Below are 13,361 nucleotides of genomic sequence, written 5' to 3' on the forward strand. Positions count from 1 at the left end.
CGGATGAGAGGTGCGGGTGAGCACAGTGTTCGCTGCTGCGGTGCGGGAACGGGCCGGCCAGGCCTGGCAGGAGCTGCAGGCCGCCCGCGACGCTGATGACGCGCACGCCGTGCTGGTGGCCGAAGCCGAGTGGGAGGATGCTCGGCGGCTGGCCCAGGCGTACGGGATCGTGATCGACCAGGGTTGCCCCGACCCGCGGTGGGAGGCGGAGGCGTGATGTCGGTGCCGCTGTATGAGGCCAAGGCCGAGCTGTTTCGGCTGCTGGGCCATCCGGTGCGGATCCGGGTGCTGGAGCTACTGCAGGACGGGCCGATGCCGGTGCGCCAGCTGCTGGCCGAGATCGAGGTGGAGCCGACCGGGCTGTCGCAGCATCTGGCGGTGCTGCGCCGCTCGGGCATGGTGACCGCGCAGCGCGAGGGGACCACCGTGGTGTACGCGCTGGCCGGTGGCCGGGTGGCCGGGCTGCTGCGCGCGGCTCGCGAGCTGCTGGCCGAGAAGCTGTCCGGGCAGCATGAGCTGCTCAGCGAGCTGTTGGAGGACACAGCCGGAAGCGGAGTCTCGTGAGCCTGTTGACTTCGGGCCCGGGCGACCTGCTGGCCGGGTTTCGGCAGCCACCGCATCAGCCCCGACCCGGGTGATCATCTGCTGATCGTCTGGTGTGTTGGCTGGTGAGCGGTGGAGAGGCAACGATGGGGTTGTGGCGGAAGATCGCGAAGACGGGCCGGGTGGCCGAGCCCGCACCGGAGCGCGAACCAGGTGAGCCGCCGGCGAAGGCGGCGGAGCTTGCCGGGTCGGTGCAGATCAGGCATGTGGATGCGGGGTCGTGCAATGGGTGCGAGGTGGAGATCGCCTCGGCGTTCGGCCCGGTGTATGACGCCGAGCGGTACGGCGCGCGGCTGGTGGCCTCGCCTCGGCATGCGGACGCCCTGCTGGTGACCGGGCCGGTGACGCGCAATATGGAGGTGGCGCTGCGCCGCACCCATGACGCGGTTCCCGAACCGCGGCTGGTGATCGCGCTGGGTGACTGCGCACGCAACTGCGGGGCGTTCGCCGGAGCTTATGGGGTGGCCGGGGCGGTGAGCGACGTGGTGCCGGTGGACGTGGAGGTGCCGGGCTGCCCGCCGGAGCCTGACGTGATCGTGGCGGCGTTGCGGGGGCTGACCGGCCGATGAACCTGGTCAGCACGCTGTACGTGATGGCGCTGTCCGGCTGCGCGGTCGCCGCTGTGGCCGCGTTGCTGGCTCCGCCACGAGCGCGGCTGCATCTGGCGGGCTGGTGCATGGCAGGCGCGGGCGGGCTGGGAGCGGCGGCGGGTGTGGCGGCCGTTATGTCTTTCGGCAGCAGTTGGTCGGCCTGGCTGCCGGAGCTGCTGCCGCTGGCCGGGGTACGGCTGGCGATCGACCCTCTGGGCGGGGTGTTCATCGCGGTCACCGGGGTGGTGGCGGTATGCGCGGCGATCTACGGGATCGGCTACTGCGACCACGGCCTGGACGGTCGCGTGTTCCAGTCCGTGCTGCCGCTGTTCGTGGCGGCCATGCTGCTGGTCCCCGCCGCGGCCAGCGTGAGCACGTTCCTGCTCGCCTGGGAGTTGATGGCCGTGTCGTCGCTGCTGCTGGTGCTGGCCGAGCACCGGCGGCGGGCGGCGGTGGGCGGGGCCGGGCTGTGGTACGCGGTCATGACCCACCTCGGCTTGGTGACGATCCTGATCGGGCTGGTCGCTTTCGCCGCCGGGGCCGGTGGGGAGAGCTTCGAGCAGCTGCGTGCCGCCGCGCTGTCGCCGGCCGCCAGGACCGTCGTGTTCCTGGCGACGTTCGCCGGGTTCGCCTCCAAGGCGGGCATCGTGCCGCTGCACGTGTGGCTGCCACGGGCGCACCCGGAGGCACCGAGTCACGTCTCGGCCCTGATGAGCGCGGCAATGGTGAACATGGGCGTCTACGGCGTCGTCCGGGTCGGGCTGGATCTGCTGGGTGGCGGGCCGGCGTGGTGGTGGCTGCTGGTGCTGGCGGCGGGCGCGGCGTCGGCGCTATTCGGGATCTTGCAGGCGGTGGTCGCCTCGGATCTGAAGCGGCTGCTGGGTTACTCCACGACGGAGAACCTGGGCCTGGTACTGGTCGGGGTGGGTGCGGCGGGCTTCTTCGCCGCGTCCGACCAGCCGGTGCTGGCGGCGTTGGCGCTGGCCGCGGCGCTGCTGCATGTGGTCAACCACGCCGCGTTCAAGACGGTGTTGTTCCTGTCGGCAGGCTCGGTGCTGCACGCGACGGGCACCCGCGATCTGGACGCCCTCGGTGGGCTGCGCACGCGGCTGCCGTACACCACCGCCGTTTTCGCGGTCGGCGCGTTGTGCGCCTCGGCGCTGCCGCCCGGCAACGCCTTCGTCAGCGAGTGGCTCCTGCTGCAGAGCCTGATCCACGCCCTGCCCGGTTCCGGGGTGGCGGGTGCGGTGACGATGCCGCTGGCCGTCGCGGTGATCGCGCTGTCGGCAGGGCTGGCGGTCGCCACCTTCGTCAAGGCGTTCGGCGTGGGGTTCCTGGCCCGGCCGCGCAGCGCCGAGGCCGAGCGGGCCAGTGAGAGCCCACCGACCATGCTGGGCGCGATGGCACTCGCGGTGGCGGGCTGCGTGGCTTTGGCACTGGCCCCCACGCTGGTGGTGCCCGCGCTCGGCCGGGTGGTCGGAGTGGTGTTCCCTGGCCGGGACGTGGTGAGCGGGGAGTTGACGCTGCGGCTGGCGGGGGTCTCGGGGATGATCTCGCCGTTGCTGATCGCCGTCGCCCTGTTGGCCGCCGTCGTGGCCGTCCTCGGCCTGGTACGGGTGACCGCGTCGCGGCGGGCACGGCGCGCCGCCCGGCTCTGGGATTGCGGCGCGGGACCGATGTCGGCCCGGATGGAGTACACCGCCACGTCGTTCGCCGAGCCGCTGCAACGGGTCTTCGACGACGTGCTGGCCCCCGAAAGCGATGTGGACGTCACCCCAACGAAGGAGTCGACCTACTTGGTGGAACGTGTGCGGTTCCACGCGCGGGTGCCGGACCGGATCGAGCACCGGCTCTACGATCCGCTGATCGCCGCCGTGTCCGCCGTCGGACGCGGCGCCCGCGGGCTGGCCACCGGCAGCGTGCACCGCTATCTCGGCTACGGATTCTGGACGCTGACCGCGGCGCTGATCGTCTTGGTGGTGCTGTGGTGACGGGCGTGGTCGGAGCTGTGCTTCAGGTGATCGTCGTCGGGATCGGCTCGCCGCTGCTGGTGGGGGTGATGCGGCAGGTCCGCGCCCGGCTGGAGGGACGCGCTGGTGCAGGGGTCCTGCAGCCGTGGCGGGACCTGCGCAAGCTGATGCGCAAAGAGCCGATCACTCCGCGCGGCACCGGCTGGGTGTTCCGCGCGGCGCCGCTGCTGCTGGCCGGTACGGCGCTGGTCGTCGCCGCGGTGGTGCCGCTGGTGACCACGGCCTCGCCGCTGGACGGCGTCGCCGACCTGTTCGCGGTGACCGCGCTACTGGCCCTGGGATCGGTGGCGCTGGCCCTGGGCGCCCTGGACACCGGGACGGCGTTCGGCGGGATGGGCGCCAGCCGGGAGATGACCGTGCTGGCGCTGGTGGAGCCGACGATCCTGGTGTCGGTGTTCGCGCTGTCGATCAGAGCAGGCTCCACCAGCCTGGGGTCGATCGTGACGGCGACAGTGGAGGATCCGTTGTCGGTGATCTCCCCGGTGAGCGTGCTGGCCGCGGTCGCGCTGGCGATCGTCACGATCGCGGAGACCGGCCGGATCCCGGTGGACAATCCGTCCACGCATCTGGAACTGACGATGATCCATGAGGCGATGGTTCTGGAGTACGCCGGGCCGGACCTGGCGCTGATCGAGTGGGCGTCGGCGATGCGGCTGTCGGTGCTACTGGGCCTGCTGGCCAGCCTGTTCTTCCCCGTGGGGATCGCCATCGCGGACGCGGGGGTGCTCGCGCTGCTGGTGGCGGTGATCTCGCTGGTGGTCAAGGTGGGGCTGCTGGGGGTGCTGTTGTCGGTCGGTGAGGTGTTCATGGCCAAGCTTCGGTTGTTCCGCGTTCCGGAGTTGCTGGCCGGTTCGTTCCTGTTGGCGTTGCTGGCCGTGGCCGCTTCCTTCTTCCTGGCCTGAACATGGGCGTGAACATGACTGATGCGATGTACATCCAGTTGCTGGACCTGGCCTGCGGGGCGTTCCTGCTGACGGGGGTGCTGGTGCTGTGGCGGCGGGACCTGTCGGCGATCGTGTGGCTGTTCGCCTTGCAGGGGGTGGCACTGACCGCGATGGTCATCGTCCTGGGTGTCCGGCAGGACGATCTCGAGCTGATCCTGATCGGCCTCGGGGTGGGCGCGTTGCGCGCCGCACTGCTGCCGTACCTGATGCGCCGCGCACTCGTCGCGAGCGGCGAGGCCCGCGAGACGCAGCCGCTGGTCAACGTGGCGACCTCGCTGCTGGTGGCGGCGGTGCTGGCGATGCTGGCCTACGCGGTCTCCCAGCCGCTGGTACGGCTGTCGCCCACCCCGGCCACGCAGGCGGTGCCGGTCGCGCTGACCGTGCTGCTGATCGGGTTCTTCGTCCTGGTGACCCGGCGGCGGGCACTGTCGCAGTTGGTGGGCTTCCTGCTGATGGACAACGCCATCACCGCCACCGCCTTTCTTACCACCAGCGGTGTCCCACTCGTCGTCGAGCTCGGGATCTCCCTGGACGTCCTGCTGGCCGTCCTGGTGCTGCAGGTGCTGACCACCCGGATGCGGGCCGCCTTCGGCGGCACCGACCTCGACGAGCTGCGGGAGTTGCACGACTGATGGACAGCCTGCTGGTGATCGCTCCGGTCGCGGTGCCCGCGGCCGCCGCCTGCGTCTATGCCGTGCTCGGCTGGAACCGGGTCACCGCCTGGCTGGGCACGCTGTCCGCGGCCGGGCTGCTGTCCTGCGCCGTCGCGCTGGCGGCGGGGGACCGGCGCGACGCGCTGGGCGGGCTGCTGCTCAGCGACGCGCTGAGCGCCTTCATGCTGCTCGTGATCGGCGCGGTCGCGCTGCTGGCGATGGCGGCCAGTCCCGCCTACCTGGCGGCCGAGCTTGCCGCGGGGCATACGGGCCCGCGCGCGATGCGCCGCTACGGCGTGCTCACCCAGTCCTTCATCGCCGCGATGGCGCTGGCCGTCCTGTCTTCCAGCCTGGGCCTGCTGTGGGTCGCCATCGAGGCGACCACCATCCTGACCGCCTTCCTGGTCGGGCACCGGCGCACCCGCCAGGCCACCGAGGCCGCGTGGAAATACGTGGTCATCTGCTCGGTCGGCATCGCGCTCGCGCTGCTCGGCATCGTCATGGTCCACTACGCCGGCACCCGCGCCGGAATTGCTTCCCTGGACTGGGTGGTGCTGGCCGAGCACGCGAACCGGCTCGACCCCGGCGTGATGCGCATCGCGGTCATGCTGCTCGTGCTCGGGTTCGGCACCAAGGCCGGGCTGGCGCCGATGCACGCCTGGCTGCCCGACGCGCACAGCCAGGCCCCGGCTCCGGTGTCGGCGCTGATGTCAGGGGTGCTGCTGTCGGTGGCGTTCTATGCCATCCTGCGCGTCAAGGTCATCGCCGATCTGGCGCTCGGTGCAGGGTTCGCCCGGGTCTTGCTGGTCGTCGTGGCGTTGGCCTCTCTGGCCGTGGCCGCGTTGCTGCTGCTCGGGCAGCGCGACTACAAACGGCTGCTGGCCTACTCCAGCATCGAGCACATGGGGCTGGTCGCACTCGGCGCGGCGATCGGCAACACCCTCGCACTGGTCGCCGTGCTGCTGCACATCCTCGGGCACGGGCTCGGCAAGTCGGTGTTGTTCCTGTCCGCAGGACAGCTGCACCAGGCGCTCGGCAGCAGCCGGATCCACGCGGTACGCGGGCTCTTGGCCAGAGCGCCGCTGCTCTCTGGGGTTTTCGCGCTGGGGCTGCTTGCCCTGCTCGGCCTGCCGCCCTTCAGCCTGTTCGCCAGCGAGCTGGGCATCGCGCGGGCGGGCGTCGCCACCGGGTTGGGCTGGGCGATCGCGGCGGCCCTGGTGCTGATGCTGGTCATCGTCGCCGCCATCGGGCGCCAGGGCCGGCGGATGCTCCTGGGCGGCGGGCCGGGTGAGGCCATCGCGCTGCCGCGCAGTGTGGCCGTCCCGCTGGTCGCGGGCCTGGCCGGCTGCGCCGTCCTGGGCATCACTCTCGGGCCGCTGCACTCCTTGTTGCAGGCCGCCGCCACCATCGCCGGAGCAACGCCATGAGCATGCGCACCATAGCCGACATCAGCTCCGCCGAGTTGCCCGAGCACGCCGCCCGGCTGCTGGCCGACGGCCACCGGCTGGCGCTGGTCTCCGCACGCCAGGAGATCGACGGGTTCGGCCTGGCGTACCTGTTCGTCACCGGCGGCCCGGATCGCCGAACCGAGCTCCGGCTCCGCCTGCCCCTCGAGCAGCCGGCCATGCCCAGTCTTGCCCACCTGTCCTTCCCCGCCGGCCGGTTCGAACGAGAAATCCGCGACCTGTACGGGATCACCCCGCTCGATCACCCGCTCCCCCGGCGGCTGGTGCGCCACCATCACTGGCCACGCGGCTGGTACCCCATGCGCTCCGACGCCGGGTTGCCACCCTCCTTCGGCGACCCAGAAGGTCCTTACCCGTTCGTCACCGTGGAGGGTCAGGGCGTCTACGAGATCCCCGTCGGACCCGTCCACGCCGGCCTCATCGAACCGGGGCACTTCCGCTTCTCCGTGGTCGGCGAGACCATCATCAAGCTCAAGGCCCGGCTCTGGTTCGTGCACAAGGGCATCGAAAAGCTCTTCGAAGGCCGCCAACCTGCCGACGGGCTGGAACTGGCCGAGCGTGTCAGCGGAGACACCTCCGTCGGCCACGCGCTCGCCTACTGCCTGGCCGTGGAAGAGGCCACCCAGGCCCCGGTCAGCGTGCAGGCGCAGCGGGAACGAGCCCTGCTGCTGGAGCTGGAACGCCTCTACAACCACGTCACCGACCTGGGCGCGCTCTGCAACGATGTGGCCTTCGGCATCCTGCACGCGCACACCGGGCGTATCCGCGAACAACTCTTGCGGATCAACGCCCAGGTCACTGGACACCGGCTGCTGCGTGGCGGCGTCCGCCTCGGCGGCGCCCACCTGGAGGCCCTCCCCGACCCGGATCGACTGCACGCCATCGGCGCAGACGTGGCCGAACTCGCCGAACTCGCCCTGCGGCACACCGTGGTCGCCGACCGCTTCACCGGCACCGCCGTGCTGTCCGGCGACGCCGCCCGCGACCTCGGCACGCTCGGCTATGTGGCCCGCGCCAGCGGACTGGACCTCGACGCCCGCCGCGACCACCCCTTCACCGACCTCGGCGACTTCACCCCCGCCCGCCGCACCGGCGGGGACGTGCTGGCCCGCTTCCAGATCCGGGCGGATGAGATCGCCACGTCCATCGCCCTGATCACTCATCTGGTCGGCGAGCCCACGGCGCCGGCGGATTCACCTCCGGCCGTGGGCTCTTCCTCGGGTGTGGGACTCGTCGAGGGCTGGCGCGGCACGATCGCCCACCGCATCGAGCTCGCCCCCGACGGGACCCTCACCCGCGTGAAGATCGTCGATCCGTCCTTCTTCAACTGGCCCGCTCTTCCGGTAGCGCTCAACAGCGCGATCGTCCCCGACTTTCCCCTGGTCAACAAGAGCTTCAACCTGTCCTACGCCGGCAACGACCTCTGACAGCAAGATGCGCCAGCGTGTGAGCGGCCCGCCAAGGTCGCCGCCGTGGACGTGAGCGATGCGTTACCGAAATTGAGACCTTCAGATTAGGCCCCGCCCCAGACGACAGGGAGCTCGACGATGTCGTCGTGCTTCCACGTGAGCTCGTCGTGGACGGCCACCACGCTGTCGATGCGCTCGGCCATGCGGACCGCCGCGATGGCATGGCTGTGGTCGTCGTACGTTCCCGACAGGGTGACGACGGCGTCGGCCACGGTGATGCCGAGGGCGGTGACCTCGCCGGGAACGGCTTGGATGGCTTCTCGTACCTGGTGCTCGATGTCGGTGTCGGCACGGAGGAAGACCTTGATCAGGTCGCGCCGGCTGACGATGCCGACCAGGCGGCCGCCCATGTCCACCACGGGCAGGCGTTTGACGCCGTACTTGTCCATCTGCCGTGCAGCCACCACGACGGGGGCGTCGGGGGTGGTGGTGTGCGCGGGCGAAGTCATCAGCGCGCCAGCGGTCTCGCCGAGCGACTTGTAGAAGCCGCTGCCCTCGCTGCCCACGGTGTGGCGGATGCGGGCTCCCAGCGACGGCCGGTAGTAGTCTCCGCGGTGGCGCTCCTTGTACTCCTGTTTGGCCAGCAGGTCGGCCTCGGACACCACGCCCACGACGCGGTTGTCGTCGTCCAGCACGGGCACGCCGCTGACGCCCCGATTGATGAGCAGGTCGGCCACGGTGTGGAAGGACGCCTTCTGGTTGACGGCGGCTACGTCGGTGGTCATCACGTTCTCGACGGTCATTCTCATGGCGATCTCCTGAGGTGCCTGACCCGGACGATGCCGGGCACGGTGCGAGCGAGCAGGTCGGCGATGTGGTCGGCGTGCTCGTGGGATGGCCCGGACAGCTCGGCCACGCCGTCGCGTACGGCGACGTCCCAGCTCGGGCCGGACGGGTACTGCTTGCGCAGCTCGGCGGCAACGGCCTCGCGCAGGTCGTCGTCGGGGCGGGCCAGCATGGCCATGAGGTCGCGGCGGCTGAGCATGCCGACGATCTCGTCGCCGTGCAGCACGGGCAGGCTCTTGATCCGTTTGCCGACCATGAGGTCGATGGCGGTGGTGACGTCGGTGGTCTCGGTGACGGTGGCGACGTCGTGCGTCATGACCTCCACCACGCGGCGTGGCGGCGGCGCGTGATCCGCGGGCACGGGGCGTACGGTGGCGCGGGGGTCGGGCTCGAACTCCCCACGCAGCAGGTCGAGCTCGCTCACCACGCCGACCAGGCGGTCCTCCTCGTCGACGACGGGGGCGGCGGTGATGTCATGGCCGTGGAGCACCCGGATGGCCCGCCGCACCGGGTCGGTACGGCGGACCGTGATGGCCGGTCTGCTCATGACCTCGCGCACGAGCATGGCTATCTGGCCTCCCACGAGGAGTCGTCGTGTTTCCAGGTCAGCTTGTCGACCACGTCGACGACGCCGTTGACGCGGCCGGTCATGCGGGCCGCGATGCCGGCCTCGGTGCGGCGGTCCATCTGCCCGGACAGCGTGACCACGCCGTTGCTCACCGAGACGGTGACGCCGGCGGTGTCCACCCACAGGCTGCGCTCGAGGACGCCGTCGCGGATCTCGGCGGCGATCTCCGCGTCGTTGCGCAGGAATACCTTGACCAGGTCGCGGCGGCTGACGACGCCGACGAGGTGGCCGTTGGGGGCGACGACGGCGAGTCGTTTGACGTCGTGGGCGTCCATCAAGCGGGCGGCGGTGACCGCCGACGCGGTGGGGGAGATGGTGATCGCGGGGCTGGTCATGAGGTCGGCAGCGGTGTCGCCGTTGGCTTTCTGCCTGCCCTTGGGGTGGCGCAGCCGGGCGCGCAGCGGCGGCCGGTAGCCCTCGCGGTAGAACTCCTCGCGGAATTCTTCCTTGCGCAGCAGATCGGCCTCGGAGACGATGCCGATCACGTTGTTGCCGTCATCGGTGACCGGGACGGCGCTGATGCCGCCGTTGATGAGCGTGTGGGCGATGTCCTTGAACGGGGTGGCGGCGGTGACGGAGACGACCTTGTCCGTCATCACGTCCGCGACGGTCATACGCATGCCTACCTCCAATGTCGCTGGTTTCATCACATCTCCCGGACGATCCGGGAAGTAGGGGCGGAAGTCCCGAGCAGGACGGTCGTTGGTCAGCGCAGCCGCCGCAGTAGCGGCGAGGGTGGCGGCTCGCAGGGAGCCACTCTGATGCGCGCGTCCACCGTGGTCGCGCCGTCCGGGCTGACGATGACGGGGTTGAGGTCCAATTCGGCCACCTGTGGCAGGTCTTCGAGCAGCCTGCCGATCCGCGTGACCTGGTCGGCCAGGCTCTGGATGTTCATAGGCGGGGAGCCACGGTAGCCGCGCAGCAGCGGGGCGCAGCGCAGCTCGCCGATCATGTCGGTGGCGTCGGTGACGGGCGGCACCCGGAAGGCGCGATCGGCCAGCAGGTCGGCTGTCACCCCGCCCATGCCCACCATGACGAGCGGTCCGAACGCCAGGTAGTTGACCCCGCCGACGATGATCTCGACGCCCGCGGGCAGCATGCGCTGGACGACCGCGCCCGTCATCTCCGAGCCGATCCGCGCGGACATCGCGCGGTAGGCCTGCCGCACTTCATCGTGTGACCGGAGGTTGAGCAGGACACCGCCGACGTCGCTCTTGTGCACCGGGCCCACGGCCTTGAGCACGCAGGGCAGGCCGACGTGGACCGCTGCCCGCACGGCGGTCTCCGGGCTGTGCACGTCGACCGTCTCGGCAAAGGGGATGCTGTAGCAGCGCAGTAGCCGGGCGGTGACGGCGGGGGAGAGCCAGCAGCCGTCAGGGCGCTTCGCCAATTCCGCCTGAACGATCTCGCGTGCCGTGACCACGTCCACCGACATCGGCGCGGGGGCGGGTTCGAGGGGGCGTCGGCGCCATTCGGCGTAGCGCACGGCGTGCGCGAGTGCCGCGACGGCCTGCTCGGGGAAGGCGTAGCTGGGCACGCGGCCGTCGATCAGGCCGCCGTGGCCGATGACGCAGGCCAGCACGGCCTTGTCCGTACATTTGGCCGCCTCGGCGATGGCCTGGCGGGTGGCGTCGAGGCCATCGCCGAACGGCGGGGTGTAGACGACGAGGACCACGTCCACGTCCGGTGCCTCGGCGACCGCCTTGACGGCGGCGCCGATCTCGGGGGCGGTGGCGTCGGCGGTCAGATCGACAGGGTTGCCCAGCGCGGCGGCGGCACGGGCCTCCAGCAGCCTGGGCGGCAGCTCCGGAACGACCAGGCCGTGACGCTCGCAGGCGTCGGCGGCCATCGCTTGGGGTCCGCCGGAGTTGCCGACGATCGCGACCCGGCGGCCGCGCGGCAGGGGTTGGGCGGCCAGCAGCTTGGCGGTGTCGATCAGCTCGTGCACGCTGTCGAGCCGGATCACGCCGGCGGCGCGGGTGAGCGCGTCCACCGCCACGTCGGGGGTGGCCGCGGCGGCGGTGTGCGAGCGCACCGCCCGGTCGCCCGCCCCGCCGCGGCCGCTCTTGACCAGCAGGATCGGCTTGCGCGCCCCGACCCGGCGGGCGATGCGGGCGAACCTGCGCGGATTCCCGAACGACTCCAGATACAGGGCGATCACATCGGTGCCAGGGTCGTCCTCCCAGTATTCGAGGAGGTCGTTGCCACTGACGTCGGCCTTGTTGCCGACCGAGACGAACGAGGAGACGTCCAGCCGCTCCAGCAGTGCCGCGCCCACGGCACCTGATTGCGACATCAGCGCCACCCGGCCACGGACGGGTCGGTGTGGCAGGAAGCTGGCGTTGAGCCGGGCCGCAGTGTTGACCACGCCCAGGCAGTTCGGCCCGATGAGGCGCATCCCGGCCGCACGGCAGATCTTTAGCAGGTCGGACTCCCCGTCGCGCTGCCCGGTCTCGGCGAACCCCGACGTCACCACGACCAACCCGGCCACACCCGCATCCGCGCAGTCGCGGGCCACCTCCAGCACGTGCCGGGCAGGCACCGCCACCACTGCCAGGTCCACGCCATCAGGAACCTTGGCGTGGCAGGCCAGCCCGGCCACCTCGGTGGCGTTGGGGTTGACGGGGTGGATCGGCCCGCGGAAGCCACCGTCGATCAGGTTGCGCAGCACCTTGTGTCCGATGGCGCGCTCGTTGCGGCCGGCGCCGATCACCGCCACCGAGCGAGGCGCGAGCACCCGCCGTAGTGACGCCCGTCCCGCTTCGTGATCGCGGGCCGCGATGCCCTCGTGCAGCCGATGGGTGGGCTCGGCGGCGATGACGACGTGCAGCATGCCCTCCTCGAAGCGTTGCGTCATCTCCAGCCCGAGGCCGTGCAGCACCCGCAGCATCGGCCGGTTCTCACCCAGCACGTCGGCCACCAGTTCCCGAACTCCATGCGCGCCCGCGTCCAGCGCGACGTGCTCGAGCAGCAAGGTGCCCAGGCCGTGCCCGTGAACGGCGTCATCAATGAGGATGGCCAGGTCGGCACTGCCATCGCGGCCGGGGACGTACTCCGCTACCCCGATCAGTTGCCCGCGGATGGTGGCGACCAGTGCGTGTCCGCCGTATTCGTCGCTGGTGATGCGGTCCATATAGGCGTGCGCGGTCTTGCGGCCACCGGTGAAGAAACGCAGGTACGCCGAGTGCTCAGAGGATCGGTCGATCAGCTCGTGCAGGGCGCCGCGGTCGGTGGGGCGCAGCGGGCGGACGTGGGCAATGCCGCCGTCGCGCAGCAGTACGTCGTATCCCTCGGGCATGCCGGTCTCTCTTCCGCGATATGGCTCTCGACGCCGAGACTGTCCGCCGGCCATGTGCGGCGGACAGTGCCGTACGGCCCTCGCCTTGGGGCCGAAGGTCCCTGCTCATCGAGCCGTGGGTACGGGAGGCTGGGTGCCATGGGCGTCTGAAGGGGGTCTGCTGACATGAACCACATCGTGCTCGGCTACGACGGCTCGGACTTCTCGATGCAGGCCCTGGACTGGGCGCTGGATGAGGCGGAGCTGAGGAAGCTGCCACTGACCGTCGCCCACGCCTGGCAATGGCCCTACGGCGAGGCGGAGGAGGAAGCCAAGACCCACCTGCGCAAGGCGGCCGAGCACGTGCTGTGGCACGGCGCCGACTGCGCCCGCTCGACCAGCGCGGGCGTACGCGTCGAGACCGACCTGTACGAAGGCCCCGCCGCGGAGCGCCTCGTCGAGCTCTCCGGCAGCGCCGACCTCATCGTGGTCGGCTCCCGCGGCCTCAGCGCGCTGCCACGGGCGGTCGTCGGCTCGGTCGCCGGTTACGTCGCCGCCCACGCCGACTGCCCGGTCATCGTCGTACGCGGCCCAGGACCCCTGCCCACATCCACCCATCCAGGGCCGATCGTCGTCGCCGGCAAGGAGCCGGACCCGGCCGTGCTGGAGTTCGCGTTCGGCGAGGCCGCCCTGCGCCATGTTCCTCTCTCCTCCTCGGCCGACCTGACCGAATGGGCGGCACGCCATCCTGAGGTTCGGACCCAGGAAGGCGACGCAGTCGATCGCGCCATGCTCATGGTCATCGGCCGCACGCGCGCCACGCGCCTCGGCCCCGCGAACTACCTCCTCCAGCACGCGCCCTGCCCCGTGGCGGTGGTGTCGGAAAGCTGACCCCGGGTGGGGGCAAGAACGTGG

Annotated in this window: 13 protein-coding genes; 9 read left to right on the forward strand and 4 right to left on the reverse strand. The window is 71.0% G+C overall.

From position 1 onward, the window contains the following. Window positions 1-16 precede the first annotated feature (16 nt). The 8 genes from Q9G87_RS51680 (at window position 17) to Q9G87_RS51715 (ending at window position 7,713) form a co-directional block, all read left to right on the forward strand. On the forward strand, window positions 17-217 hold the full coding sequence (locus tag Q9G87_RS51680; RefSeq protein ID WP_305924063.1) for a hypothetical protein: 201 nt from the start codon (window positions 17-19) through the stop codon (window positions 215-217). Beyond that, window positions 217-564 carry an ArsR/SmtB family transcription factor gene (locus Q9G87_RS51685; RefSeq protein WP_305924064.1) on the forward strand — a complete coding sequence of 116 codons (348 nt, stop codon included), beginning with the start codon at window positions 217-219 and terminating at the stop codon, window positions 562-564. The genes Q9G87_RS51680 and Q9G87_RS51685 overlap by 1 nt, the downstream gene beginning before the upstream one ends. Window positions 565-689: 125 nt before the next feature. Further along, a complete protein-coding gene (locus Q9G87_RS51690; protein WP_305924065.1) occupies window positions 690-1,172 on the forward strand; it encodes an NADH-quinone oxidoreductase subunit B family protein in 483 nt (160 codons plus the stop codon). Further along, the gene (locus tag Q9G87_RS51695) at window positions 1,169-3,184 is read left to right on the forward strand and encodes a proton-conducting transporter transmembrane domain-containing protein (RefSeq protein WP_305924066.1); all 2,016 of its coding nucleotides are present in this window, start codon (window positions 1,169-1,171) and stop codon (window positions 3,182-3,184) included. The genes Q9G87_RS51690 and Q9G87_RS51695 overlap by 4 nt, the downstream gene beginning before the upstream one ends. 5 nt (window positions 3,185-3,189) lie before the next feature. After that, window positions 3,190-4,125 carry a respiratory chain complex I subunit 1 family protein gene (locus tag Q9G87_RS51700; RefSeq protein ID WP_305924067.1) on the forward strand — a complete coding sequence of 312 codons (936 nt, stop codon included), beginning with the start codon at window positions 3,190-3,192 and terminating at the stop codon, window positions 4,123-4,125. A 14-nt stretch (window positions 4,126-4,139) separates the two neighbouring features. Further along, a complete protein-coding gene (locus tag Q9G87_RS51705; RefSeq protein ID WP_305924068.1) occupies window positions 4,140-4,799 on the forward strand; it encodes a hypothetical protein in 660 nt (219 codons plus the stop codon). After that, window positions 4,799-6,247, forward strand: coding sequence for a proton-conducting transporter transmembrane domain-containing protein (locus Q9G87_RS51710; RefSeq protein ID WP_305924069.1), 1,449 nt, complete (start codon window positions 4,799-4,801; stop codon window positions 6,245-6,247). The genes Q9G87_RS51705 and Q9G87_RS51710 overlap by 1 nt, the downstream gene beginning before the upstream one ends. After that, entirely contained in the window at window positions 6,244-7,713 is a 1,470-nt protein-coding gene (locus Q9G87_RS51715) for a hydrogenase large subunit (RefSeq protein WP_305924070.1), read from the forward strand. Before Q9G87_RS51710 ends, Q9G87_RS51715 begins: the two co-directional genes overlap by 4 nt. Window positions 7,714-7,799: 86 nt before the next feature. Here the strand turns inward: Q9G87_RS51715 and Q9G87_RS51720 are convergent, their stop codons facing one another. The 4 genes from Q9G87_RS51720 to Q9G87_RS51735 all read right to left on the reverse strand — a co-directional run bounded on the left by Q9G87_RS51720 (window position 7,800) and on the right by Q9G87_RS51735 (window position 12,467). Then, complete coding sequence (locus Q9G87_RS51720; protein WP_305924071.1) at window positions 7,800-8,504, reverse strand: CBS domain-containing protein; 705 nt, start codon at window positions 8,502-8,504, stop codon at window positions 7,800-7,802. Beyond that, complete coding sequence (locus Q9G87_RS51725) at window positions 8,501-9,106, reverse strand: CBS domain-containing protein (RefSeq protein WP_305924072.1); 606 nt, start codon at window positions 9,104-9,106, stop codon at window positions 8,501-8,503. The genes Q9G87_RS51720 and Q9G87_RS51725 overlap by 4 nt, the downstream gene beginning before the upstream one ends. Window positions 9,107-9,108: 2 nt before the next feature. Beyond that, window positions 9,109-9,789: a CBS domain-containing protein gene (locus tag Q9G87_RS51730; RefSeq protein ID WP_305924073.1), complete on the reverse strand. Its 681-nt coding sequence runs from the start codon at window positions 9,787-9,789 to the stop codon at window positions 9,109-9,111. An 86-nt stretch (window positions 9,790-9,875) separates the two neighbouring features. Then, window positions 9,876-12,467, reverse strand: a complete 2,592-nt coding sequence (locus tag Q9G87_RS51735; RefSeq protein WP_305924074.1) for a bifunctional acetate--CoA ligase family protein/GNAT family N-acetyltransferase — start codon at window positions 12,465-12,467, stop codon at window positions 9,876-9,878. A 165-nt stretch (window positions 12,468-12,632) separates the two neighbouring features. Here Q9G87_RS51735 and Q9G87_RS51740 point away from each other — a divergent pair, with 165 nt between their 5' ends. Next, on the forward strand, window positions 12,633-13,337 hold the full coding sequence (locus Q9G87_RS51740) for a universal stress protein (RefSeq protein ID WP_305924075.1): 705 nt from the start codon (window positions 12,633-12,635) through the stop codon (window positions 13,335-13,337). Window positions 13,338-13,361: the final 24 nt, after the last annotated feature.

The organism is Nonomuraea turcica (genome assembly GCF_030718205.1).
Lineage (GTDB): Bacteria > Actinomycetota > Actinomycetes > Streptosporangiales > Streptosporangiaceae > Nonomuraea.

Excerpts from the sequence above, each read along its gene's own strand:
- Q9G87_RS51730 (WP_305924073.1), bottom strand. The coding sequence starts at position 9,789 with ATGCGTATGACCGTCGCGGACGTGATGACGGACAAGGTCGTCTCCGTC.
- Q9G87_RS51740 (WP_305924075.1), top strand. The coding sequence starts at position 12,633 with ATGAACCACATCGTGCTCGGCTACGACGGCTCGGACTTCTCGATGCAG.
- Q9G87_RS51725 (WP_305924072.1), bottom strand. The coding sequence starts at position 9,106 with ATGCTCGTGCGCGAGGTCATGAGCAGACCGGCCATCACGGTCCGCCGT.
- Q9G87_RS51715 (WP_305924070.1), top strand. The coding sequence starts at position 6,244 with ATGAGCATGCGCACCATAGCCGACATCAGCTCCGCCGAGTTGCCCGAG.
- Q9G87_RS51685 (WP_305924064.1), top strand. The coding sequence starts at position 217 with ATGTCGGTGCCGCTGTATGAGGCCAAGGCCGAGCTGTTTCGGCTGCTG.
- Q9G87_RS51690 (WP_305924065.1), top strand. The coding sequence starts at position 690 with ATGGGGTTGTGGCGGAAGATCGCGAAGACGGGCCGGGTGGCCGAGCCC.
- Q9G87_RS51710 (WP_305924069.1), top strand. The coding sequence starts at position 4,799 with ATGGACAGCCTGCTGGTGATCGCTCCGGTCGCGGTGCCCGCGGCCGCC.
- Q9G87_RS51735 (WP_305924074.1), bottom strand. The coding sequence starts at position 12,467 with ATGCCCGAGGGATACGACGTACTGCTGCGCGACGGCGGCATTGCCCAC.
- Q9G87_RS51705 (WP_305924068.1), top strand. The coding sequence starts at position 4,140 with ATGACTGATGCGATGTACATCCAGTTGCTGGACCTGGCCTGCGGGGCG.
- Q9G87_RS51695 (WP_305924066.1), top strand. The coding sequence starts at position 1,169 with ATGAACCTGGTCAGCACGCTGTACGTGATGGCGCTGTCCGGCTGCGCG.
- Q9G87_RS51720 (WP_305924071.1), bottom strand. The coding sequence starts at position 8,504 with ATGAGAATGACCGTCGAGAACGTGATGACCACCGACGTAGCCGCCGTC.